Source organism: Streptomyces sp. NPDC101227, assembly GCF_044767545.1.
GTDB lineage: Bacteria > Actinomycetota > Actinomycetes > Streptomycetales > Streptomycetaceae > Streptomyces.
This window is the reverse complement of the sequence record NZ_JBIWOD010000003.1, coordinates 20,422-42,405: the sequence shown is the minus strand read 5'-3', so window position 1 is coordinate 42,405 and position 21,984 is coordinate 20,422. Positions and strand designations below refer to the sequence as shown.

19 protein-coding genes and 3 tRNA genes are annotated in these 21,984 nt (G+C 71.3%); 12 read left to right on the top strand and 10 right to left on the bottom strand.

The window, feature by feature from the left end; all coding sequences use genetic code 11:
• Positions 1-14 precede the first annotated feature (14 nt).
• Together ACIRPT_RS07090 and ACIRPT_RS07085 are read left to right on the top strand one after the other, a co-directional pair.
• On the top strand, positions 15-617 hold the full coding sequence (locus ACIRPT_RS07090; protein WP_403823518.1) for a bifunctional DNA primase/polymerase: 603 nt from the start codon (positions 15-17) through the stop codon (positions 615-617).
• Positions 618-673: 56 nt separating this feature from the next.
• Positions 674-747 (top strand) — tRNA-Lys (locus tag ACIRPT_RS07085).
• Positions 748-821: 74 nt separating this feature from the next.
• Here ACIRPT_RS07085 and ACIRPT_RS07080 read toward each other — a convergent pair.
• Positions 822-2,066 (bottom strand): M6 family metalloprotease domain-containing protein, encoded by a 1,245-nt coding sequence (locus ACIRPT_RS07080; protein ID WP_403823516.1) that lies wholly within the window; start codon positions 2,064-2,066, stop codon positions 822-824.
• A gap of 362 nt (positions 2,067-2,428) precedes the next feature.
• On the opposite strand from ACIRPT_RS07080, the gene ACIRPT_RS07075 reads away from it, so the two are divergent.
• Positions 2,429-4,231 carry a putative bifunctional diguanylate cyclase/phosphodiesterase gene (locus ACIRPT_RS07075; protein ID WP_403823513.1) on the top strand — a complete coding sequence of 601 codons (1,803 nt, stop codon included), beginning with the start codon at positions 2,429-2,431 and terminating at the stop codon, positions 4,229-4,231.
• Positions 4,232-4,250: 19 nt separating this feature from the next.
• Here ACIRPT_RS07075 and ACIRPT_RS07070 read toward each other — a convergent pair whose 3' ends face one another.
• From ACIRPT_RS07070 to ACIRPT_RS07060, 3 genes are all read right to left on the bottom strand, one after another.
• Entirely contained in the window at positions 4,251-5,366 is a 1,116-nt protein-coding gene (locus ACIRPT_RS07070; RefSeq protein ID WP_403823510.1) for an LLM class flavin-dependent oxidoreductase, read from the bottom strand.
• A gap of 108 nt (positions 5,367-5,474) precedes the next feature.
• Positions 5,475-6,200 (bottom strand): decarboxylase, encoded by a 726-nt coding sequence (locus ACIRPT_RS07065; protein WP_403823507.1) that lies wholly within the window; start codon positions 6,198-6,200, stop codon positions 5,475-5,477.
• Between the two features lie 126 nt (positions 6,201-6,326).
• Positions 6,327-7,238: a decarboxylase gene (locus ACIRPT_RS07060; protein WP_403823504.1), complete on the bottom strand. Its 912-nt coding sequence runs from the start codon at positions 7,236-7,238 to the stop codon at positions 6,327-6,329.
• 205 nt (positions 7,239-7,443) lie between these two features.
• Here ACIRPT_RS07060 and ACIRPT_RS07055 point away from each other — a divergent pair, with 205 nt between their 5' ends.
• Both ACIRPT_RS07055 and ACIRPT_RS07050 read left to right on the top strand, forming a co-directional pair.
• Entirely contained in the window at positions 7,444-8,409 is a 966-nt protein-coding gene (locus tag ACIRPT_RS07055; RefSeq protein WP_403823501.1) for a D-2-hydroxyacid dehydrogenase, read from the top strand.
• Positions 8,410-8,618: 209 nt separating this feature from the next.
• A complete protein-coding gene (locus tag ACIRPT_RS07050) occupies positions 8,619-10,055 on the top strand; it encodes an amidase (RefSeq protein ID WP_403823498.1) in 1,437 nt (478 codons plus the stop codon).
• A gap of 382 nt (positions 10,056-10,437) precedes the next feature.
• Here the strand turns inward: ACIRPT_RS07050 and ACIRPT_RS07045 are convergent, their stop codons facing one another.
• Positions 10,438-10,938 (bottom strand): DUF3830 family protein, encoded by a 501-nt coding sequence (locus ACIRPT_RS07045; protein WP_403506071.1) that lies wholly within the window; start codon positions 10,936-10,938, stop codon positions 10,438-10,440.
• A 140-nt stretch (positions 10,939-11,078) separates the two neighbouring features.
• Between ACIRPT_RS07045 and ehuB the strand changes: the two genes are divergently transcribed.
• The 6 genes from ehuB (at position 11,079) to ACIRPT_RS07015 (ending at position 15,666) form a co-directional block, all read left to right on the top strand.
• The gene (gene ehuB / locus ACIRPT_RS07040) at positions 11,079-12,011 is read left to right on the top strand and encodes an ectoine/hydroxyectoine ABC transporter substrate-binding protein EhuB (RefSeq protein WP_403506068.1); all 933 of its coding nucleotides are present in this window, start codon (positions 11,079-11,081) and stop codon (positions 12,009-12,011) included.
• Positions 12,008-12,787 carry an ectoine/hydroxyectoine ABC transporter permease subunit EhuC gene (gene ehuC, locus ACIRPT_RS07035; RefSeq protein WP_403823494.1) on the top strand — a complete coding sequence of 260 codons (780 nt, stop codon included), beginning with the start codon at positions 12,008-12,010 and terminating at the stop codon, positions 12,785-12,787. Before ehuB ends, ehuC begins: the two co-directional genes overlap by 4 nt.
• Positions 12,787-13,437, top strand: coding sequence for an ectoine/hydroxyectoine ABC transporter permease subunit EhuD (ehuD, locus tag ACIRPT_RS07030; RefSeq protein ID WP_403823491.1), 651 nt, complete (start codon positions 12,787-12,789; stop codon positions 13,435-13,437). The genes ehuC and ehuD overlap by 1 nt, the downstream gene beginning before the upstream one ends.
• A 112-nt stretch (positions 13,438-13,549) precedes the next feature.
• The gene (gene ehuA / locus ACIRPT_RS07025) at positions 13,550-14,305 is read left to right on the top strand and encodes an ectoine/hydroxyectoine ABC transporter ATP-binding protein EhuA (RefSeq protein WP_403506854.1); all 756 of its coding nucleotides are present in this window, start codon (positions 13,550-13,552) and stop codon (positions 14,303-14,305) included.
• A 431-nt stretch (positions 14,306-14,736) separates the two neighbouring features.
• Positions 14,737-15,495 (top strand): IclR family transcriptional regulator, encoded by a 759-nt coding sequence (locus tag ACIRPT_RS07020; RefSeq protein WP_403823488.1) that lies wholly within the window; start codon positions 14,737-14,739, stop codon positions 15,493-15,495.
• Positions 15,496-15,592: 97 nt separating this feature from the next.
• Positions 15,593-15,666, top strand: a tRNA-Lys gene (locus ACIRPT_RS07015).
• 50 nt (positions 15,667-15,716) lie between these two features.
• Here ACIRPT_RS07015 and ACIRPT_RS07010 read toward each other — a convergent pair.
• The 4 genes from ACIRPT_RS07010 to ACIRPT_RS06995 form a co-directional block, all read right to left on the bottom strand.
• Entirely contained in the window at positions 15,717-17,495 is a 1,779-nt protein-coding gene (locus ACIRPT_RS07010) for an AMP-binding protein (RefSeq protein ID WP_403823485.1), read from the bottom strand.
• A gap of 118 nt (positions 17,496-17,613) precedes the next feature.
• Entirely contained in the window at positions 17,614-18,207 is a 594-nt protein-coding gene (locus tag ACIRPT_RS07005) for a lytic polysaccharide monooxygenase (protein WP_403823482.1), read from the bottom strand.
• A 245-nt stretch (positions 18,208-18,452) separates the two neighbouring features.
• The gene (locus ACIRPT_RS07000; RefSeq protein WP_403823479.1) at positions 18,453-19,700 is read right to left on the bottom strand and encodes a hypothetical protein; all 1,248 of its coding nucleotides are present in this window, start codon (positions 19,698-19,700) and stop codon (positions 18,453-18,455) included.
• Complete coding sequence (locus ACIRPT_RS06995) at positions 19,700-20,119, bottom strand: SsgA family sporulation/cell division regulator (RefSeq protein ID WP_403823476.1); 420 nt, start codon at positions 20,117-20,119, stop codon at positions 19,700-19,702. The genes ACIRPT_RS07000 and ACIRPT_RS06995 overlap by 1 nt, the downstream gene beginning before the upstream one ends.
• A 636-nt stretch (positions 20,120-20,755) precedes the next feature.
• On the opposite strand from ACIRPT_RS06995, the gene ACIRPT_RS06990 reads away from it, so the two are divergent.
• Positions 20,756-20,829: transfer RNA gene (locus ACIRPT_RS06990), tRNA-Lys, on the top strand.
• Positions 20,830-21,110: 281 nt separating this feature from the next.
• Here the strand turns inward: ACIRPT_RS06990 and ACIRPT_RS06985 are convergent.
• Positions 21,111-21,788 (bottom strand): hypothetical protein, encoded by a 678-nt coding sequence (locus ACIRPT_RS06985; RefSeq protein WP_403823474.1) that lies wholly within the window; start codon positions 21,786-21,788, stop codon positions 21,111-21,113.
• Positions 21,789-21,984 lie beyond the last annotated feature (196 nt).

Here is a 21,984-nt window from a genome sequence, read left to right as displayed (position 1 = left end):
AGCGAGGTGTCGGCATGAGCGACTGGCTGCCCGACACTCCCCGGACCCTTACGTTCCCGACAGCGGCGTACGTCACCCTCGCCGGCGCCGACTGGCTCGCCTCCGCCAGCCCTCATCCGGACACGGTCCAGACCCTGTGGGCCACCCAGCCCGCCGCCCCCAGCGTGCTGCCGTGCGGCACCGTCTTCGACGTGATCAACGCCCCCGCGCTGTTCGGACGCCGCATGGTGGACCGTTTATGGTCCGCGGGCCCCGGCTCGGGACCGGTGGCGGCGCACCGCGGCCGCATCCTGCTGTTCACCGCCCCCGGGACCGCGCAGCGGCTGCCGTCGCTGCTCGGCTGGGAGGAATGGGCGCGCGCCGTGCCGCCGCTGCTGTGCCACGGCAGCGGGGACGCGGTGACGGTTCCGCCGCTGCACCCCTCGCACGCCTCCGCCGCCGCGGACGCCGCCGCCCCGGCCGCTTCGCGGTGGCTGGTCGCCCCGGACGTCCGCGCCCCCTGGCTGCCCGGCCCCGACGTGCTGCTGTGGGCCTGCGTCCGGGCGGCCCGCTGGGCGGCCGAGGAGGAGCGCGAAGCCGCACCTCAGGGGCCGGTTCCGGCGCTCACCCCGGGCTGAGGGAAACCGATTTTTGCCCTCCCCGGACCGGATGCTAATGTTTCCTCCGTCAGCAGGCGCCGCTAGCTCAGTTGGTTAGAGCAGCTGACTCTTAATCAGCGGGTCCGGGGTTCGAGTCCCTGGCGGCGCACAGACGGTCGAAGGCCCTCACCTCGGTGGGGGCCTTCGACATGGGCGGACGCCGTGGCCGGGTGCCGGTGCCGTTCAGTCGCGGGCCACTTTGACCGTCCAGTCGCCCTCCGCGCCGCGCCCCTCGACCTGGATCCGTACGCCGTCGTCCACGTCGTGAAGGCTCTCCCCCACCCCCAGCGGTGCGTCCGCGAGCGGCGGGTAGACGGAGGTACCCCAGCAGGCCGCGGTGCCCGGGTGCCCGTCCAGTACGTGTACCGGGCCCGCCCCGGAGGCCGTATCGCCCTGCACGCGGTAGACCAGGACGCCCTGGCTGCATACGGAACGGTCGTTGCCGACGGCGCCGCGGGCCTCGATGGCGAGCGCGCTCTCCGGGCCCGTGCGGACCACCAGCAGCCGCGGGCGGCGGTCATCGCCCGGCTCCAGGGGGGCGGACAGGGTCCGCAGCGAGTGCAGCGACGGCGCACGGGTCAGCGGGGTGCAGTCGACCTGGCTGTCGCCGAGCCAGCCGAGCTTCCACTTGTGCCAGGCGAAGGGGTCGGGCGCCAGGCCGAACTGGCTGCCCATGAGGTCCCAGTCGCCGACGTAGGTGTCCCAGTCACCCTTGCCGTTGCCCGGCCGGTGGTAGAGGTCCGGCAGGTCGAAGACGTGGCCGGTCTCGTGGGCGAGGACATTGCGGTCCGGCGGGCTCTTTTCGAAGACGGTCACGAAGCGGCGCAGATCGGTGTGGTCGGCGTGCATCGGCTCATCCAGATTGACGACCTTGGTGGCGTCCGAGTCGACGCCCGGGGCGTCCGGGTCCGCGACGAAATAGACCAGGTCGTAGCGGCTGAAGTCCACCGAGGAGTCCGCGGCGGCGACCGCGTCGCGCAGATACGCCAACCGGCGCCCGGAGTCCCAGTCGCGCTGTATTCCGTACGCCGAGGACCGGTGCGGCATCTGCACCCACTTGCCGTGGAGGTGCGAACGCAGCCGGAACTTGCCGTACGAGGCGCGGTCGAAGAAGCGGGATGTGGCCGGGAAGTAGTCCTTGGACAGCTCGCCCGGTCGGGCTATGGGCCGCGAGTCCGGGAAGGACAGGAAGATCATCACGGCGTCGAGGGAGCCCGCGGGGCGGGGGTAGGCGCCGTTCCAGCTGTCCAGGCCCTCGGAGTGGTGGGCGTCGGTGCGTCCCAGCGCGCAGGCGGCGGCCGCCTCGGAGGCGGTGGCGGGCCCCGCGATGATGGAGGTCGCGATCAGCGCGCTCAGCGAAGTCGCGACGGCGGCGAGGCGCCGAAGGCGACGGCGCTCCACCCCGTCGGGTGTCCGGTCGCGCACCACATCGACCTCCAGGGACGGAATCGGAAGACGCCACCCACCCTGTGCCGTTTGCCGGCCGTTCGTCCTGTTCGGAAGCCCAGACGAGTGACCGGGCGGGGTTCCGCCGCCCCGTAACGGAAAGTGACAAACGACCAAGCGTGCAAGCAGCACGAACAGAGTCGTTCAGAAATGGCTGAAGTTCCGTCATGCGTGCCGGTGATCGTCGCTGCGTCGCTGGATCGGCCGTTGCACCAGCCTCTATGATCGCCACACTTTCCAGCGCGAGAAGCACCCTCCATCACGAGACAAGCGCCATGCGGGAGCGAGCAGTGAGCGGACACCCCGACAGCACGGGCCGCACGCGCGGAGCGACGCTGCCGAACGTGACGGAACGTGACGGCCAGACCAAAGGATCCGGCGGTACGCGCCATAGCCCCCTCGGCCGCTGCGACGACACCGCCGCCGCGCTCGCCGACTATCGCGCCGCCTTCCACGCAGCCCGCCTCCCGATGGCCGTCCTCAACCGCGACGGCCTGGTCCTCGCCGCCAACCCCGCCTTCGGCGAACTGGTCGGCGCCGACCCGGAAGAGCTGGTCGCCGCGACCGCCGCGGACCTCACCGACCTCGGGGCGGATCCGCTGGTGTGGACCGCCTACCGCGAGGTGCTGTGCGGCCGCAGCGACCGGATGCGCTGCACCCGCCGTCTCAAACACCGCGACGGGCACTCCGTCTGGGTGGAGGTGACGGTCGAGCCGCAGGTGGGTGAGGACCGGGTGCTGCTGTCGGTGGCGGACATCAGCGACCGGCACGATCTGCTGGCCCGGCTGCGGCATCTGCAGATGCACGATCCGGTGACCCGCCTCCCCAACCGCGCGCTCTTCTTCGAACGGCTCTCCGTCGCCCTGGAGGCGGCCGCCTTCGAGCCGGCCGGCACCGGGCGGATCGGGCTGTGCTACCTCGACCTGGACGGCTTCAAGGCCGTCAACGACACCCTCGGGCACCGGGTCGGGGACCGGCTGCTGAGCGCGGTCGCCCAGCGGCTGACCCGCTGCGCGGAGACCGTCGGCGACCGCGGTCCGGGCCACGGCGGGCATCTGGTGGCCCGGCTGGGGGGCGATGAATTCGCCCTTCTGGTGGAGGACTCCACCGGCACCGAACAGCTGGCCGAGCTGGCCCGGTGCGTGCTGGACGCGCTACAGCGGCCGTTCGACCTGGCCGGGCAGCGGCTGTCGGTCTCGGCGAGCATCGGCGTCGTCGAACGGGCCGCCGCCGGCACCACCGCCACCGGCCTGATGCAGGCCGCGGACACCACGCTGTTCTGGGCCAAGGAGGACGGCAAGGCCCGCTGGACGCTCTTCGACCCGGAACGCAACGCCCACCGCATGACCCGCCAGGCGCTGTCCAGCACGCTCCGCCCGGCCGTCGACCGCGGCGAATTCACCCTGGAGTACCAGCCTCTGGTCGGCCTGGGTGACGGCCGGGCGCAGGGCGTCGAGGCGCTGGTGCGCTGGCGGCATCCGCAGTTCGGGATGCTGTCGCCGAATCGGTTCATCGCACTGGCGGAGGAGAACGGCGCGATCGTCGAACTGGGCCGCTGGGTCCTGGAGCGGGCCTGCCACCAGGCGCGCGCCTGGCAGCTGGCGCACCCCGGCGGCGAGCCGCTGTTCGTCAGCGTCAATGTGGCCGTACGTCAGGTGTGGGACTCCGACCTGGTCGCGGACGTGGCCGGGATCCTGGCCGAGACGGGCCTGCCGCCGCATCTGCTCCAGCTGGAGCTGACCGAGTCCGCGGTGATGGGCTCGGCAGGGCGGCCCCTGCAGGCCCTTCAGGCGCTCAGCGACATGGGCGTACGGATCGCCATCGACGACTTCGGCACCGGCTACTCCAACCTCGCCTACCTCAGCCGGCTCCCGGTCTCCGTCCTCAAGCTGGACGGCTCCTTCGTCCACGGCTTCCGCTCCCGGGAGCATCCCAACCCGGCCGACGAAATGATCGTCGAGGCGCTCGTCGCGCTCGCCCACCGCCTCGGCCTGACCGTCACCGCCGAATGCGTGGAAAGCGCCGAACAGGCGGAGCGGCTGCGGCGGATCGGCTGCGACACCGGGCAGGGCTGGCTCTACTCCCGGCCGGTGGCCCCGGACCGGGTGGAGGCCCTCCTGGACGCGGGGCGGCGGCCGGGGAACTGAGCGCGGCGGCGGGCCCGGCTCATCCCTGCGGCAGCCCGTACGCGTCCGCTATCAGCTCGTACGACCTCAGCCTGGCCGCGCTGCCGTGCGCATTGGCGGTGATCATCAGCTCGTCCGCGCCGGTGCGCTTGGCGAGGTCGTCGAGGCCCTGGCGGACGGTGTCGGGGGTGCCGTGGATGACGTTGCCGAGCCAGCCGTCGACGAAGTCGCGCTCCCGGTCGCTGAAGTCGTGGGCCGCGGCCTCCTCGGGGGTGGGGACCAGCCCCGGGCGGCCCGTGCGGAGGCGGATCATCGACAGGGCGCCGGTCATGACCTGACGGCGGGCCTCCCGCTCGTCCTCGGTGGCCAGGGCCGAGACGCCGATGAGGGCGTACGGCTCGGCGAGCACCTCGGAGGGACGGAAGGAGGAGCGGTAGAGGTCGAGCGCGGGCACGGTGTTGGCCGCGGAGAAGTGGTGCGCGAAGGCGAACGGCAGGCCGAGCGCGCCGGCGAGCTGGGCGCTGAAGCCGGAGGAGCCGAGCAGCCACAGCGGCGGGCGGTGCGGGGACTGCACGCCGCCGGGCGAGGTGGCCTGCACCGGGCCGGGGACGGCGTGGATCTTGGCGTACGGGTGGCCGTCGGGGAAGGAGCCGTCCAGGAAACGGGTCAACTCCAGCAGCTGCTGGGGGAAATCATCGGCACCCTCGTGCAGCCGCTCGGTCCGCCGGAGGGCGGCCGCGGTGGCGCCGTCCGTGCCCGGCGCGCGGCCCAGGCCCAGGTCTACACGGCCGGGGGCCATCGCCTCCAGGGTGCCGAACTGCTCGGCGATGACCAGCGGCGCGTGGTTGGGGAGCATGACGCCGCCGGAGCCGAGCCGTATGCAGGAGGTGTGCGCGGCGAGGTGGGCGAGCAGCACGGCGGGCGAGGAGGACGCGACGCCGGGCATGGAGTGGTGCTCGGCGACCCAGTAGCGGTGGAAGCCGCGGCGCTCTGCCGTACGGGCGATGTCGACGGCGGTGCGTACGGCGCCGGTGGCGGTGTTGCCGGCGCCGACGGTCACCAGGTCGAGTACGGACAGGGGGACGGGAGCGGTACCCCGGGCGGTCCCCCGGATGCCGTCATCGTTGCCCCGGGTGCGGTCCACTTCGCTGCTCACGGTGGTGGGTCCTCCTCGCGTCGTGCTGGTCTGCGAGGGGGTCAACCGGAGAGCTTCTCCGATTATTCCGGCGCCGCGCCGGCGGTTCCGGTACGGCGATCGGTACGGCTAGGAATGCGCGGCCCGCGCGAAGAGCGTGCCCAGCGGCGGGCAGGAGAGCTCGCGGTCGATCAGGCGCAGCCCTTCCCAGACCGTGACCTGATTGGCGGTGAGGACCGGCTTGCCCAGCTCGGCTTCGAGGTCGGGCAGATACGCCGCGGTGTGCAGGGCGGTGTCCGGCAGCAGCACCGCCTCGGCATCGGGATGGTCGCCGGCCCGCGCGAGCGCCAGCACCTCCGCGCGGCCCCAGGTGCCGACCTCGGCGGCGGTGATGATGCCGCTGCCGCGGGTCGAGACGACCTCCGTACCGGCGGATTTCAGGAACGCGCGGAAGTGCTCGGCCACGTCCTCGGGGTAGGTGGCGGCGATCGCGACCCGGTGCGCGCCGAGCGCCTGGACGGCGTGCGCGAAGGCGAAGGACGTACTGGAGGCGGGCAGGCCGGCCGTGGCCGACAGCTCCCGGACCTGTTCGTGGGCGCCCTCCCAGCCGAAGACGAAGCTGGCGCTCGTACAGGCCCAGACGACGGCTTCGGCGCCGCGCTCCTTGAGGTCGTCGACGCCGGCCGCGAGCCGGGCGGCGGTGCCCATCTCCAGGAGCGCGTCGACCCGGTGGGCGTCCTCGCCGATGTCGGTGTGGACGAGCGGGAGCCGGACCGCGCCGCCGAGCAGCGCTTCCAGCCGGGGGTAGTCGTCCTCCGCGGAGTGGCCCGGGTAGAGAAAGCCGACCGATGCCATGCAGGTCCCTCTTTCGTGTGAGGCGGTGGGTGCGGATGTCCGGAGGGGGCCGCCGGCGGTGGGACCGCCGGCAGCGCGGGGCGGGTACGGGGATACGGGGAATCCGGGGAAGGAGCCGGGCCCGGCTCACACCGGGGGCTGGGGTCCGGGATCCTCGGGCAGGAAGGGCGGCGGCTCCACGCCGTCGCCCACCTCCCCGTCAAGAGGCGTGGCCGGTACGGCGAACGCGGCCTCGGGGGTCCCCCCTGGCCTGCTCTCCGGCACGCCGGCCCCCGCCCCGGTCATCGCGGCGGGGCCGCGCCGCGCCACCGGGTCGAGCAGCGCCTGATACGGGCCTACCGCGTACGCGCCGATGGCGCGCAGCGCGGCCCACATCGTGACCTGGTTGGCGGACAGGACGGGCATCCGCAGTTCGGCCTCCAGCTGCGGGATGACGTCGTAGGTCGGCAGGTTCGTGCAGCTGATGAACAGCGCATCGGCCGCGCCGACCACCGCCGTACGGGCCATGTCGACGACGTCGCGGTAGGGAACCTTCCAGATGTGCCGGGTCAGCCCCAGGTAGGCGCGGCCGGTGACCGTGATGCCCGCCTCGCCGAGATAGTCCTCCAGGGAGTCGGTGACCGATTTGGTGTACGGGGTCACCACCGCGATGCGCCGCGCGTCGATCTCGCGCAGCGCTTCGAGGAGTGCGCCCGATGTGGTGAGGGAAGGAATCTCCCCCGCCTGGGCCATGGCGGCACACATGGCCCGCTCGCCCGCCACACCCCCGACGAAGCTGCCGGAGGTGCAGGCATAGGAGATGACCTGCGGGGAGACCGCGCACAGTGCCTGCACGGCGGCCTGCAGGGTTTCGTGCTCGCTGACCATACGGGCCAGATCGAGGCTGACCTCGACGGGCACGAAAGGAGTCCGGGTGAGGTGGAGGGACACATCGTCGGGAACCCATCGCCACAGCTCACGGTCGAGCGCGAAGTCGAAGGGTGCGACGACGCCCACGCCGAGCTGCGGCTGTGGGCCTCCGAGAAAAGAGACGTCCATGAAGGCCCCTAGAAACGAAGGGGTGGAATGGCCAGGCCAGTGGCCGGGGGAAGTAGTACAGCCGGTGCGTGCCGGGACGTCGGGACAGAGCCGTTGTTGACACGGTAGATACGACTTCTTAGCGTGGTCAATCCTCCCATCTCAGGCATCTGTCGGCGCCCTTTTCCTTGATACTGGGCACACGTTTCAGAACGGTTTCTGGCCTATGTCCGAAAGCACCGTCCTTGTCCTTGGTTCCGACCCGCCGCCGAAGCTGGACCGCCTGACCGGCCGGACCCGGGTGATCTATACCGACGAGGCCTCACTGTCCGGCCTACTCCCCTCCGCCGATGTGCTGTTGGCCTGGGACTTCACCTCCGACGCGATCCGCCGGGCCTGGCCGGAAAAGGGCCCCAAACCCGGGTGGGTGCACACCGCCAGCGCCGGCGTGGACCGGCTGCTGTGCCCGGCACTGATCGCCGACGACACGCTGGTGACCAACGCGCGCGGCGTCTTCGAGCAGCCGATCGCCGAGTACGTCGCCGGCCTGGTGATCGCCATGGCCAAAGATTTCTACGGAAGTTGGGAGCTGCAGCGGCAGCGACGCTGGCAGCACCGCGAAACCATCCGGGTGGCGGGCACCCGGGCGGTCGTGGTGGGCTCCGGCCCGATCGGCCGGGCCATCGGCAGCACCCTGATGGCACTGGGTGTCAAGGTCGATCTGGTCGGCCGCCGGGCGCGCCCGGACGATCCCGAATTCGGCCTCGTCCACCCGGGTGAGGCGCTGAACGGCCTGCTGCCCCACGCCGATTGGGTGGTCTGCGCGGCGCCCCTGACCGAGTCCTCCCGCGGGATGTTCGGCAAGGAGGCCTTCTCCCTGATGCCGCCGCGGGCGCGGTTCATCAACATCGGGCGCGGCCCCCTGGTCGTCGAGGACGATCTGGTGGCGGCGCTGCGCGGCTGGCGGATCGCGGCCGCCGCGCTGGACGTCTTCGAGCAGGAGCCGCTGACCACCGACAGCCCCCTGTGGGACGTCCCGCACCTGATCGTCTCGCCCCACATGAGCGGGGACACGCTGGGCTGGCGGGACGCGCTCGCCGAGCAGTTCCAGGACAACTTCGACCTGTGGTCGGCCGGCCGGCCGCTCAGCAACGTCGTCGACAAACGCCTGGGGTACGTACCGGTGCACTGAACCCTGCGTTGTCCCCTCCCCCTCGTCGGCGGGTGGAGGTTCCCGACGCACGCCGCTCGTCGGCCCGGCGAGCGATCGAGTCCCCTACGCGAACGACACCGGCGGGGTGGAGACCGGCCGGGACCGCAGTGACGTACCGCTGACGGCGCGGCCGTCGGTTCCGCCCCGCCCGCCGCCTCGCCCCGGGGCGGCCAACGCTCGGAGGACGCATGACGAACGGACCGACCCCCATCCACCTCGCCGACCTCACCGCCGCACAGCTCACCGCCGGGTACGCGGCCGGCGAGTTCTCCCCCGTCGAGGCGACCCGGGCCGTCCTGGAGCGCGCCGAGGCCGCCCATGCCCGCACGAACTGCTTCACCCGGATCGCCGCCGACGAGGCGCTGGCCGAGGCCGGGGAGTCGGCGGAGCGCTGGCGGTCGGGGATGCCCGCGGGTCCGGTGGACGGGGTGCCGGTCACCGTCAAGGACGTGCTGCTGACCCGTGGTGCGCCGACGCTGCGCGGTTCGCGGACGGTGCGCGAGGAGGGCGCGGTGTGGGACGAGGACGCGCCGTCGGTGGCCCGGCTGCGGGAGTCCGGCGCGGTGTTCGTGGGCAAGACGACCACCCCGGAGTTCGGCTGGAAGGGTGTCACCGACAGCCCGCGGCACGGGGTGACGGGCAATCCCTACGACCCGGAGCGCACCGCGGGCGGCTCCAGCGGCGGCAGCGCGGCGGCGGTGGCGCTGGGCGCGGGGCCGCTGAGCCTGGGGACGGACGGCGGCGGCTCGGTCCGGATCCCGGCCTCCTTCTGCGGGATCTTCGCCCTCAAGGCCACCTACGGGCGGGTCCCGCACTACCCGGCAAGCCCCTTCGGGACGCTGGCGCATGTCGGGCCGATGACCCGGGACGCGGCGGACGCGGCGCTGATGATGGACGTGGTCTGCGGGCCGGACTGGCGGGACTGGTCGCAGCTGGGGCCGGTGGCCGGGTCCTTCCGCGCGGCGCTGGACGAGCCGATCTCGGGGCTGCGGGTGGCGTTCAGCCCGTCGCTGGGCTGGGATGTGCCGGTGGCCGCGGAGGTGGCGACGGCGGTCCGTACCGCCGTCGGGACGCTCGCCGGGCTGGGCGCGGTGGTCGAGGAGATCGACCCGGGCATCGCGGACCCGGTGGCGGCGTTCCACACGCTGTGGTTCAGCGGGGCGGCGCGGGTCGTACAGCACCTGGACGACGCCGAGCGCGAGCTGCTCGACCCGGGGCTGCGGGAGATCTGCGAGCAGGGCGCGCGCTCCAGCGCGCTGGACTACCTGGCGGCGGTCGACACGCGGATGGCACTCGGTCAGGCGATGGGGCGCTTCCACAGCGCGTACGACCTGCTGGTGACGCCGACCGAGCCGATCACGGCATTCGAGGCGGGCGTGGAGGTGCCGAAGGGATCCGGCCATGCCCGCTGGACCGGCTGGACGCCGTTCACCTATCCGTTCAACATGACGCAGCAGCCCGCCGCGACCCTGCCCTGTGGGGTGGACCGCGACGGACTGCCGATCGGCGTGCAGCTGGTGGGGGCGCGACACGCGGACGCACTGGTCCTGCGCGCCGCGCACGCGCTCTACGAGGCGGGGGCCGCCAGGATCCCCGCGCCCCCTGCCCTGAGCTCTGCGCCGTAGGCGGCGGCTCGTCGATCATGCGGTGAACGAACGGTCGAGCGGGGCGCCGGCCGGTTGCGGGTTCATCGGTCGATCACGTGATTCGCCGGCCGGTCACGTGGCTCATCGGTCGGTCACGTGGTTCGCCGGTTGATCGCGTGGTTCATCGGTTGATCGCGTGGTGCACCACGCGATCCTGTGGTGCACCACGCGATCACCTGACGTACCGGCTGACCCCGTGGTGCCCCGGCCGGTCCCAAGGTGACTCTGCCGACCCCGTGGTGCCCCATTTCGATCGTGTGGCGCACCACGGGAATACCGCCCCGGCCCCGCCGCGTTGAGGCCCGCAAGGGGCGCCCGCATCCCCTACGGGATCCGTTCGCCCCACCCCTAAGGGCCCGCCCTACGCCCGGCGGAAGTTGAGGGTCTCGCCCAGGGCGCCGGCCCGCCACAGGTCCTGGCAGGCGTCCGCCATCCGGTCCAGGCCGTCGACGACCGCGCCCCAGACGATGCCCGGCACCCAGCCCGCGTCGCCGTTGATCAGCAGGTTGTTGCGCTCGTAGAAGAGCGCGAGATCCACGACGGTGGCGCGGCCCTGGTGTTTGGCTTCCTGCTCGTAGCCGTAGGAAGCGGTGCCCAATTGGGTCTCGCTGAAGGTGAAGTAGCACAGATCGCCGGGGATCGGGGTGATCGTGGGGTTCTCCAGCGGCGGCTCCTGTGGAGCGAAGGGCGGGACGAGGGCGTAGATCTCGTTCCGGGCGTACTTGGCGTGGTAGACGTCGCCGCCGAGCGGGAGCGCGTCCCAGACGGCGTTACAGGTGATCGGCGCGCGGTCGTCGAGCAACTTGGCCGTGCAGCTGACGCCGCGCTTGTCCAGGGAGACTTCGATGAAGCGATCGGTCATGCCCAGATCGTAGGGGGGCAATACCGGCCAACGGAACAACTCTCGCCGCTCGTATCAGCAGTACTTGTATTGCCCTCGCTTACATCAAGGGCCGGAAACGATCGGCATATGTTCGAAGGGTTTCGGGTAGTCGCGCGCCCATGGCTCCACCACACGGGAAGACCTCAAAAACCGAAGAACAATCAACAGGCGGCATCCGTCGCCGCTCGCTGCTCGCGGGGGTAGCGGCGCTCGGCGCAGCGGGTGCGATAGGAGCGACCAGTGCCTGCAGTCGGGTGTCGACGGCCGAGGCCAAGGACGGCGGACACCTGCTGGAACGGCTGAAGGCCAAGGGCTCGGTGACGCTGGGCCTGGCGGGCGAGCAGCCGTACGGCTACATCGGCCGGGACGGCAAGATGACCGGCTCGGCGCCCACGATCGCCCGGGTGATCTTCAAACGGCTCGGTGTGCCCAAGGTCGAGCCCTTTCCGACCGATTTCGGCTCGCTGATCGTCGGGCTGAATTCCCAGCAGTTCGATGTGGTCGCGGCCGGGATGTACATCAATCCGGAGCGCTGCGCAAAGGTCATTTTCGCCGACCCCGAATATCAGATGCTGGACGCGTTCATCGTCCGCAAGGGCAATCCGCTCAAGCTCCACTCCTACAAGGACATCGCCCGGACCGGGGCAAAGATGGCGACGGGCGTCGGCTATGCCGAAATCGGCTATGGCGAGGAAGCCGGCGTCAAGAACATCACCACGCTGCCGGACCAGCTGGCGGGTCTGCTCGCCGTCGAGCAGGGCCGGGTGGATGTCTTCGTCGGTACGGCCGTGACCGTGCGGAACGTCGTTCGGGACTCGAAGACCACCAAGGCCGAGGCGACCGGCGAGGTCACCCCGTATGTGAAGGGCAAGCCGGTCATCGACGTCGGCGGCTTCGCGTTCCGCACCCCGGAGACGAATCTGCGCGATGCGTTCAACCGCGAGCTGCACAAGATGAAGAAGTCCGGCGAACTCCTGGAGCTCATGCGGCCCTTCGGTTTCACGAAGGATCAGATGACCACGATCACCGCCAAGGAGAAGTGCCGGCCATGAGCGATATCAGCTGGGGTTTGTGGGAACTCCTCCTCAACGGCGTCTGGGTCACCGTCCAGTTGACGGTTTACAGCGCGGCACTCGGCGTGGTGGTGGCCTTCGGGATCGGCATGGCGCGCACCCACCGGCTGCGGACCGTGCGTTTCCTGTCCGGCGCCTATTTCGAGATCTTCCGCGGCACCTCCGCGCTGATCTTCATGTTCTGGGTGTTCTTCGTGCTGCCGATGGGCTTCGGCTGGCAGCTCGTCCCGATGTGGGCCGCGGTCCTGACGCTGGGCCTGACCTACGGCGCGTACGGCTCGGAAATCGTCCGCGGCGCCATCGCGGCGGTCTCCCCCGGTCAGCGCGAGGCGGGCATCGCGCTCAGCTTCTCGCCCGGTCAGCAGCTGCGGAAGATCATCCTGCCGCAGGCCTGGCCGGAAATGGTGCCGCCGTTCAACAACCTGCTGATCGAGCTGCTCAAGGGCACCGCGCTGGTGTCGATTTTGGGCGTGCCCGACATCGCCTTCGGCGCCCAGCTGGTGCGCAACGCGACCACACAGAGCGCTCCCGTCTACACGATCATCCTGGTCATGTACTTCGTACTGGCCTTTGTGCTGACGCGGGGGATGCGTGTGGTGGAGCGGCACGCCAAGGCGGGCATCGGCCAGGCCCCGCCCAAACGGGGCGGTCTGACATCGAGGTTGAGCATCGGCAAGCAGTCGAGCCCGATCGGCCCGGTGGCTCGTACGGCTACCAGCCCGACGATCGGTGCCGCGACGGAAGGTGATGTGTGATGACGTTCGACTGGTCCGCGGTCGGCGACTTCATGCCGGCGTTCTGGCGGGGCTTCGTGGTCACCCTCGAGGTGCTGGCGCTCGGCTCGCTGATGGCCTTCGCGCTCGGTCTCGTATGGGCACTGGCACAGCGCTCCTCCCTCAAGGTGGTGCGCTGGCCGGTGATCGCGATCACCGAGTTCGTCCGCAACACCCCGCTGCTGGTGCAGCTGTTCTTCCTGTACTTCGTCATGCCCGAGTGGGGCATCACGCTCACCGCCATGGTCACCGGTGTGCTCGGACTGGGCCTGCACTACTCGACGTACACCGCCGAGGTCTACCGCGCCGGCATCGACGGCGTACCCGCCGGGCAGTGGGAGGCGGCAACCGCGCTGAGCCTGCCGCGCAGCCGTACCTGGATCGCGGTGATCCTGCCGCAGGCGATCCGCCGGGTCGTCCCGGCACTGGGCAACTACGTCATCGCGATGCTGAAGGACTCGCCGATGCTCTTCGCGATCGGTGTGCTGGAAATGCTGGGCGAGGCACGGCAGTTCTCCTCCCAGACCTTCCAGACCGTCGAGCCCTACACCGTCGTCGGTATCGCCTTCATCCTCATCGCCTACCCCGCTTCTCTTCTCCTGCGAGCCCTGGAGCGTCGTCTTGTCCGCTGACAGCACTTCCCACACACCCAAGAACACCGCGAACGGACAGGACGTTGCGTCCGGCGCCACCTCCGGGGCCGCCTCCGGCGAGAGCGCGAACCCGGCGGTCGACGGCAGCGAACTGATCCGCTTCGACAAGGTCACCAAGCGCTTCGGTTCACACACCGTCCTCGACTCGCTGGACATGAAGGTCTACTCCGGCAAGCACGTCACGCTGATCGGCCCTTCGGGCTCCGGCAAGACGACGATCCTGCGGCTGATGATGACGCTGCTGAAGCCGGACGAGGGCACCATCACGCTCAACGGCGAATACCTCACCCACGAGAAGAAGGGTGACAAGCTCGTCCCGGCGAGCGACAAGCACAGCCGCCAGATCCGCAAGAACATCGGCATGGTCTTCCAGCAGTTCAACCTCTTCCCCAATATGAAGGTGCTGCGGAACATCACCGAGGCGCCGGTACACGTCCTGGGGCTGGACAAGGACGCCGCGGAGGAGCGGGCCCGCGAACTGCTGGACCTGGTGGGCCTGACCGAGCACCTCGACAAGTACCCCACCCAGCTCTCCGGCGGCCAGCAGCAGCGCGTCGCCATCGCCCGGGCACTGGCGATGCGGCCGCAGGTGCTGCTGCTGGACGAGGTCACCTCCGCGCTCGACCCGGAACTGGTGGCCGGCGTGCTGGACGTCCTGCGGGACATCGCGCACACCACGGACATCACGATGCTCTGCGTCACGCACGAGATGAACTTCGCCCGGGACATCTCCGACTGCGTGATGATGTTCGACGCCGGCCGGGTCATCGAGTTCGGCCCGCCGGAGCAGATCTTCACGGACCCGGAGCACGAGCGGACCCGGGAGTTCTTGAGCGCGGTGCTGTAGCGCGTCGCTGTACGGAGGTGTCGTACGGAGGCGCTGAGCGAGCGGCGGGGAGTGCGCGTCCATGACGGATGGGATGGCTGGTACTCGCGTGACACCTGCGACCGCAGCCCTCGCCATTGCCACCGATGCGCCCCCGGCGCACGCCCAAGCGCCTCCTTGTGCGCCCCCCGTGCCACGCGAAACGGAGCCCGGCCCTCTCCAAAGGGCCGGGCTTCGGCACGTTTTGGGAGACCCACCCGGCGCACCGGCGGCCTCATACCATTCCATTGGCATATGCCAGGGAAACTCTCCCCTGCACAGACGCGTAAACGGCATCGTCTTTCGGTCAAGACCCCCTCCATCGAGGGCCGTTGACCGCTATCGTGATACGAGCCCCGTTGTCCGCCAACGAGGTGACGACGCAAGCGGTAACAACCTGCTAGGGGGACACCGTGGCGCTGAAGCCCGAGCCGACCGCGCCGTTCCATTCGGTGCAATACGCCCTTCGCGTGCTCGAAACCATCTCCAAGCACGCCGGCGGCGTGACCGACGCCCAGATCGCCCGCGAAACGGGCCTGCCCACGGGCCACCTCGCCCACATGCTGTCGATGCTGCGGCGCGAGGGCTATGTGGAGCAGGTCTCGGACGGTGCGTATGTCGTCGGTGAATCGCTGCTCCTGCTGGGCTCCGGCGGCGACCGGCACCACGCCCTGCGGGACAAGCTGCAGGTCACCCTCGACGAGCTGCGCGACACGGTGGGTGCGGCGGTCTACATCAGCCGGTACATCGACGGCGAGGTCAAGATCCTGCACTACGCCGACGGGCCGCTGGCGCCGAAGGTCAACGAGTGGGCCGAATTCCGCCGCACCGCCCACGCCAGTGCGGTGGGCAAGTGTCTGCTCGCGCAGCTCGACCACGATGGCCGGAAAGACCACCTCTCGCGCCACAAGACCGCCCGGCTCACATCCCGGACGATCACCAACGAGAAGGTGCTCTTCCACAAGCTCGACAGCCAGCCGCCGACGGTCCCGGTGCTCGACCTCCAGGAGTACGCCGTCGGGACGGTCTGCGCGGCCGTACCGATCACGGCCGGTTCGGCGGTCGGCTGCCTCGCACTGTCCATGCCGCTGGAGCACGCCCACCGTCTGCGCCAGGCCGCCGATGCCCTCAACCGCAAGGCCGCTCCGGTCCTGCTGTCGCTGGCGATCTGAGCGGGGTGCGGGGCGGCCGGTCCCGGCTCTCCCTCGTGCCGCGCGGGCGTGGTCGGAAGCACCCCTTCGGACCAGGTAGTATTTCTTTCGTCAGCGCGCGCCGCTAGCTCAGTTGGTTAGAGCAGCTGACTCTTAATCAGCGGGTCCGGGGTTCGAGTCCCTGGCGGCGCACCTGTGAAGTGGGCGTTCCCGGTTTTCCGGGGACGCCCACTTCGGCGTTCTCACCTCTCCAGCAGATGGTCGCGACCGTGATCGCGGTAGTGGGCCAGCAGCGCGGCGTGGTCCTCGTCGGTGAAGCGGCGGTACGCGCTCCCGGCCGGGGCGGCCGGTCCCGGAGCCTCCGTGGGGCCCGTCCCCATCGGCGTCCACCAGACCGGTTCGGGACAGCGGAATCCGGCCCGGCGCAGGGCGACCCGGTGCACCTTGTTGGTCGCGGTCACCGGGAGCGCGGCCACGGTCCGTACGAAGCGGGGCGCCATCTTCGTCCCGAGATCGGGCTGGGCCGCGAGGAAGGCCACGAAGTCCTCCGGGTCGAATGCCGCGCCGTCCCGTACCGCCAGGGTTGCCATGACCTGGTCGCCGGCGACCGGATCGGGCACGGCGTACACGGCGACGCCGGCGGCCGGGGGGTAGCGGGCGAGGATGTTCTCGATCATCGCGGCGGCGAGATTCTCGCTGTCGACCCGCAGCCGGTCGTCGGTACGGCCCGCGAAGTGGAAGAACCCCTCGGTGTCGCGGAAGAAGAGGTCGCCGGTCCAGTACCAGCCCGCGCCGGTCCCCCCGCCGGGGGCGCCGCGGGTGCGTGCGGCGGTGGCCTCGGTGTTGCGCCAGTAGCCCTCGAAGGAGCTGCGGCCGCGGTTGACCAGTTCGCCTATGGACTCCTCGCCGTTCAGCAGCCGGCCGTCGGCGTCGAAGCGGGCGCGGGGCAGCTCGGCGCCGGTTTCCGGGTCGACGACGGCGAGATCTTCGCCGGGGGCGGGCCGCCCGATGGCGCCGGGCGGGGTGTCCGGTGAGCGCTGGAGTGCGGCGCCGCCCTCGGAGGAGCCGTACCCCTCTATCAGGCGCACGCCGAACCGGTCGCCGAAGCGCGCGGCGTCGACCGTTCCCGCCTCGGTGCCGAATCCCGTGCGCAGCGGGTTGTCGCGGTCGTCGGGGGCGGGCGGGGTGGCGAGCAGATACTGCACGGCGCGGCCGACGTAGGTGAAGTATGTGGCGCCGTAGCGGCGGACATCCGGGAGGAAGGCGGAGGCCGAAAAGCGACGGCGCAGCGCGACGGCCGCGCCGCCGGCCAGCGCCGGTGCCCAGCCGGCGATCACGGCGTTCCCGTGGAACATCGGCATGCAGAGGTAGTGCACATCGTCCGGCCGCACGCCGAAGTACCCGACGAGCGAGTGCCCGGCCGCCGCCAGCCGACCCTGGGTGCAGATGGCCGCCTTGGGAGCGCCGGTGGAGCCGGAGGTGAAGTAGAGGAGCAGCCGGGAGGCGGGGGTGGGGGCGCAGCGGCGGGTGATCTCGTCGGGGTGGGCGTTCTCGTAGGGCGTGAGCAGCTCGCGGTAGGCCAGGTCGTCCACGACGAGGACGCGTTCGGGCGGGATCGGCAGTTCCAGGCCCGCCAGCAGCGGCAGATGGGTGCGTTCGGTGATCAGCAGGGCGCAGTCGGTGTGGGCGATGTCGCGGGCGAGCTCGGGGCCGCGGCGGGTGGGGTTGATGCCGGCGACGGCGGCCCCGGCGAGCGCGGCGGCGGCGAGCCACAGTGGGTACTCGGGCACGTTGTCGAGCAGCACCGCGATGTGCGGCTCGGCCCCGGGCGGCAGCAGCTCCCGCAGCAGCGCCGCCCGCGTGGCCGCCCCGGCGGCCGCCTCATGGTGGGTGAGCGCGACCGCGCCGGACTTCACGGCGGTGCGGTGGTCGCCCCACTGTGCCCGTACGAGCTCCGCGACGGTCGGGGGGCCGCCGGGCGCGGCGGGGGTGTTCCGGTCGCTGGTGCGGTGGGCTGCCATGGCGCCGGAGGGTAGCTGACGTCACGTCAGATGTGGAGGCTTCCGTGGCCCGTGGGGACGGCGGACGCGCCGGGGGCCTCCCCGGGGGGGGAAGGCGGGGAGGCCCGGCGGTCCGGGTTCAGGAGAGGTCGACGTCCGAGCAGGCGTAGAAGGCGTTGCCCGTGTCGGCGATGTTCCAGACGCCCAGGATGATGTGGCGCCCCGACTTCTGGGTGGGCACGGTGCCCTGGTGCTGGACCGTTTCGCCCGGTCGCGCGCCGCCCATCGGGACGGTCATGAACGGTTCGGGTTCGAGGTCGGCGCGGGTGAGCGGCTTGGTCGGGTCGTAGCCGTCCTTGGTGATGAAGTATTCGAAGTCCGTGGTGGAGTGGCGGGCGGTCAGCCGCCAGGTGAAGGTGTAGCCCTGGCCGGGGGTGAGTTTGGTGCCGGGCCACTTTCCGCCGCGAGGGTCGTCGAGTTCGGCGAAGTTGTCGTGCCCGCCGGAGCAGATCTTTCCGTCGGCGGGCCCGGCGGCCGGGAAGCCCTTGGGCGCCTCGACGCTCTGCGGTTCGTACTGAATCGCGCCGCAGTCCTTGACGGTTCCGTTGGCGCAGAGCGCCTGACGGCTGGGAGGTGCATCGCTGTAGCCGTGGCTGGAGGCGCTGCCGGTCGCGAGGAAGGAGACACCGAGGACGCCGAGGCCGATCACGGCAGCACTGATCCGTTTGCGCATGCTTCGCTCCTGAAGAACGTGGGGGGAGTTCCATGAGCCGACGATGTGCGGTCTAGACCAAACGGCAGACTAATCAGGGAGGTTGGGCATGTCCAGACCAATGACAAGGACAGCTGCTTCCCCGGCCGCATCTGCTTCCCCCACTGCACGGACAGGGCCCGGCCCCACGTCGCGACGGCGATGCCCCGCCGCCGGGGCGCGTCCCGGCGGCAGGGGGGCGCCCTCAAGGGAGTTACGCCGTGAAGTCAGGCCGCCGCCGACAAGGAGGTCGTTGCGGGGTCGGCAGCGGCGTGGACCAGGGAGGTGTAGGCGCGGCGGAGGGCGATCAGGGATTCCTGGGCCTCGCGGTAGGTGGCGGCGTCGGGACCGCCGCGGTGGGCGAGGGTGCGCACCGGGGCGCAGTGCCGCTCCATCGCGTTCAGCCAGGCGCGCTGGGGTGCGGGAAGGTGGCGGCGCAGGAGCTGGCGCCGGCCGTCGCCCGGCCGGCGGCCGCCGACGCCGAGGACCGCGTCGGCGGCCTGGAGGACGGGTGGCTCCAGGGCGCCCTGTTCGGCGAGGGCACCGAGGACCGCGCGCTGTTGCGGGGTCGTCGGCGCGGCGGCCAGTGCCGCGGCCTCGGAACGGAGTTGGGCGCGCAGGGCGAGCTGGACCCGGACCAGCCGGCGCAGGGCCGTCGGGGTGGAGGAGTCGTCGGGGGCGCGGCCCGCGAGGGTCTCGGCGAGCCGGAAGAGCCAGATGCCGTGGGCCTCCAGGCGGGTCGCGGCCAGCATCAGGCGGTCGAGGCGGCTGAGCGGCTGGCCCTGCGGGGCCCAGCGGACGATGGGTACGAGCGCTTCCGTGCGGGCCAGTTGGTCGATGGGGATGTGCTTGCGGGGTTTGCGTTCGGGGGCCCAGTTGCGCAGCGCGAGGGTGGGCAGCGCGACGAACTGGTCGTGATCGATGCGATGAGCGACCGCCGCCCACAGGTCGAGGAACGCCTCGTCGGCGATCCGGCGGGCGGCCGGGGCCTGGGGGTCGAGGCCGTTCCAGCCGCAGGAGACAGCGATCACCGCGACCCGCATCGCCGCGGCCTCCGCATTGCGTGGCGAGAGGCGGGAGACGCGTTGCCGTAGGGCGCTCAACTCGTCGGCGCGGTGGGCGCTTCCCACGACGGCGATGGCGGCCTCTTGGCACGGGGCGGCGGCCGCGGCATGGGCCATGGCGTCCAGCCGGGTCCAGGTTCCGATCATGGAACGGACCGGGGGCCGCTCGGGAAGGAAGCCGTGCGCACGGGCCTCGTGCGGCGCCGGCCCGCACGGGGAAGGGGCCGGAGACGGAGACGACGAGGGGGGCGGCGGGGAGGGCGCGGCGCCCGGGTCCGCACCGGGGCCGGTCGCTGCGTCCGCGGGGCGGCACAGCGGGGTGCGCGGCGCGGGCGGCAGACCGAGGCGGGGGCCGGCGGGGGCGGCCGGCGTCATCTCGTCGAACTGTGTGGTGGTCGGCGTCGTCGTCATCAGCGCTTTCCCGCGAGGAGCCGGGCCAGATGGGTATCCATGTCGAGGTATTCGTTCTCCCGGCCGGGCGGCACGATGGCCGCCGTCTGCTCCAGCCATGCGGTCAGCTCCGTTGCACGTACCGACAGCTCGCAGACGCTGTCGTCGGTGGACAGTTCGATGTGGATACGGCGCTGCCCGCCCGGGTCCCGGAACGGCCACACCCGTACATCCCCTTCTCCGGTCTCGTCGCGCAGGCCGCCCAGCAGCAGATCGCGGGCGAACAGCCAGGTGGCGACCGACCGGCCGCGGGTTATGAAGTCGACCTCGACCTCATAGGGACGGTCACTGCGGTAGCTGAACCGGCCGGCCACCGGGACCGCGTCGTGCGGTCCTATGAGGAGCTGCATCTCAAGGGTGCGCTTGGCTGTCGACACCACGACGATCAACCTTTCCGAGGAGGGGCGAGTCCCGGGAGACCCGATTCCGGGGCGCGCGTCCTGGCAGACGACGACGCGCGCGGTGGGGTTGCTGGAGGTGGGGCAGGAGTGACGGACGCCATCCGGGGGCGGCGTTTGGCGAGGGCGTGGAAGAGCGAGGCACGGGGACGTTCCGTGTGTTGCGGAACATTTCGGACCAGTGATTGCGCCGGAAGTGGGCGTGGCGCCGACCTCCGAGGGGCGCGGCCGGACCGCGTCCCGGCAGCCGCTTCCGCGGCCGTCTGTGGCACTTCCCGGCGCTGCCATCACCAGCTCCCTCCGGCTTCGTTCGGGCGTTCCGTAGCGCTCTCGCCCGGGCCGGGGGCCACTCGCCCCGGCGTCGGCCTCAGCCTCTCAACGGGCGGTTCATGGCGCATGTTGGCGGACAAGCGGCGACGCAAGGCCACGGACCCGATCTCCACCGGCCCATTCGGGCGGCCCGCTGGCCGGAGGCCCCGGGATGACGGGACTGCCGGCCGGGCAGGAACGAGGGATGGCCGCGCGAGTGACGCGGGTCACATGGATCGTGCGTGTGGGTGGTTCGGACGTGGGTACGGGGCACCCCCGAAGTTCGTGTAAAGTTCTTCAGGTCAGCGCGCGCCGCTAGCTCAGTTGGTTAGAGCAGCTGACTCTTAATCAGCGGGTCCGGGGTTCGAGTCCCTGGCGGCGCACGTAGCACAAAGGCCCCTCGCCGAGCGAGGGGCCTTTGTCGTGCGCCCTCAGTCCCTGACGAACACCGCGGCGACGAGTGGCGCGAGGGCGCCGGCGAGGGCCGTCCACGGACGCCGGCCGCCGTCGGCCGGGAGCAGCAGCGCGCCCATGGCGGCCACCGTGAGGACCGTACCGAGGAGTATACGGAGCCCGCCTTCCGTGCCGACGAGCAGCGGCGCGGCACATTTGTGCGATGCCGCGGCGAGGTGGAGGGGGACGTCGCCCGCCTCGGTGCGCAGCGTCAGGCACGGATAGCGGGCGGGGCCGCGCTCTCGCGCTTCGGGGCGTTCGAGCGGGGTTCGACGTGCTCCGCCGCGCCGGTCACGGTGGCCCGCAGGGCGACCCAGTCGCCGTCGCTGCCGGGAGGGGGCGCGACGGCCGCCCCCATGAGGAGCGACGGCACACCGAGGAGCGCCCAGACGAAGACGAAGGGGAACACCCCGCCCGGCTGGGTACGGCCGGGCAGCTGCGCCTCGACGGTCGACCGGTCCCCGGCTCCCACCGCTCCCAGCCGCGGCCGATCGGGTGGGTAACCGACGAAGAAGGTCTCCCCCACGTCCGCGACGCCCTTGTCGGCCTCCGCACGGAAGGTCGCGGGGACGCCCCTGCCCCCGTCGGGCGACGGCAGCCGGACGGTGTAGTCGGCCTGGGACGCGGCCCGGCGGCCGCTTCCGGCGCGCTCCACGTTGCCGACGGCGACCACCGGCAGCTCCTTGATCACATAGCCCGCGCCGGCTATCCGGCCCGCGGTGGCGCCGCGATCGGGTTCGGCGGTCCCCAGGGCGAGGAGCGGGACGGGGGTGACGGGGACGGCTACGGCGGTGGCGATGATCCCCGCCGGGTCTCGCGATGTTCCTTGCCGGCGGCAGACAGGCCGCCGCCGACAGGCGGACCGGTGCCGGCCGGTGCCGGACTTCATCAACGCAAGATCATGGCTTTACCGGGCAGGGGGTGACGACGGCCGAAATCGATCGGACGTTCCTTGTCTCGCCCTACCGTGGCATGGACGACGCCTGAGGGGGCGTGGTGCGGTGGATGCGCCGGAGCGCGGCCACGCCGGAGTCAGGCCCCAACACCCCATAGGGAACGGGCAGTTCGGGTGCGCCGTGCAACCA

What these genes read in the sequence shown, in the direction of transcription:
- ACIRPT_RS07090 (WP_403823518.1), top strand. Translation starts at nt 15, where the DNA reads ATGAGCGACTGGCTGCCCGACACTCCCCGGACCCTTACGTTCCCGACA.
- ACIRPT_RS07065 (WP_403823507.1), bottom strand. Translation starts at nt 6,200, where the DNA reads ATGGCATCGGTCGGCTTTCTCTACCCGGGCCACTCCGCGGAGGACGAC.
- ACIRPT_RS07060 (WP_403823504.1), bottom strand. Translation starts at nt 7,238, where the DNA reads ATGGACGTCTCTTTTCTCGGAGGCCCACAGCCGCAGCTCGGCGTGGGC.
- ACIRPT_RS07055 (WP_403823501.1), top strand. Translation starts at nt 7,444, where the DNA reads ATGTCCGAAAGCACCGTCCTTGTCCTTGGTTCCGACCCGCCGCCGAAG.
- ACIRPT_RS07050 (WP_403823498.1), top strand. Translation starts at nt 8,619, where the DNA reads ATGACGAACGGACCGACCCCCATCCACCTCGCCGACCTCACCGCCGCA.
- ACIRPT_RS07045 (WP_403506071.1), bottom strand. Translation starts at nt 10,938, where the DNA reads ATGACCGATCGCTTCATCGAAGTCTCCCTGGACAAGCGCGGCGTCAGC.
- ehuB (WP_403506068.1), top strand. Translation starts at nt 11,079, where the DNA reads ATGGCTCCACCACACGGGAAGACCTCAAAAACCGAAGAACAATCAACA.
- ehuC (WP_403823494.1), top strand. Translation starts at nt 12,008, where the DNA reads ATGAGCGATATCAGCTGGGGTTTGTGGGAACTCCTCCTCAACGGCGTC.
- ehuD (WP_403823491.1), top strand. Translation starts at nt 12,787, where the DNA reads ATGACGTTCGACTGGTCCGCGGTCGGCGACTTCATGCCGGCGTTCTGG.
- ACIRPT_RS07010 (WP_403823485.1), bottom strand. Translation starts at nt 17,495, where the DNA reads ATGGCAGCCCACCGCACCAGCGACCGGAACACCCCCGCCGCGCCCGGC.
- ACIRPT_RS07005 (WP_403823482.1), bottom strand. Translation starts at nt 18,207, where the DNA reads ATGCGCAAACGGATCAGTGCTGCCGTGATCGGCCTCGGCGTCCTCGGT.
- ACIRPT_RS07000 (WP_403823479.1), bottom strand. Translation starts at nt 19,700, where the DNA reads ATGACGACGACGCCGACCACCACACAGTTCGACGAGATGACGCCGGCC.
- ACIRPT_RS06985 (WP_403823474.1), bottom strand. Translation starts at nt 21,788, where the DNA reads ATGAAGTCCGGCACCGGCCGGCACCGGTCCGCCTGTCGGCGGCGGCCT.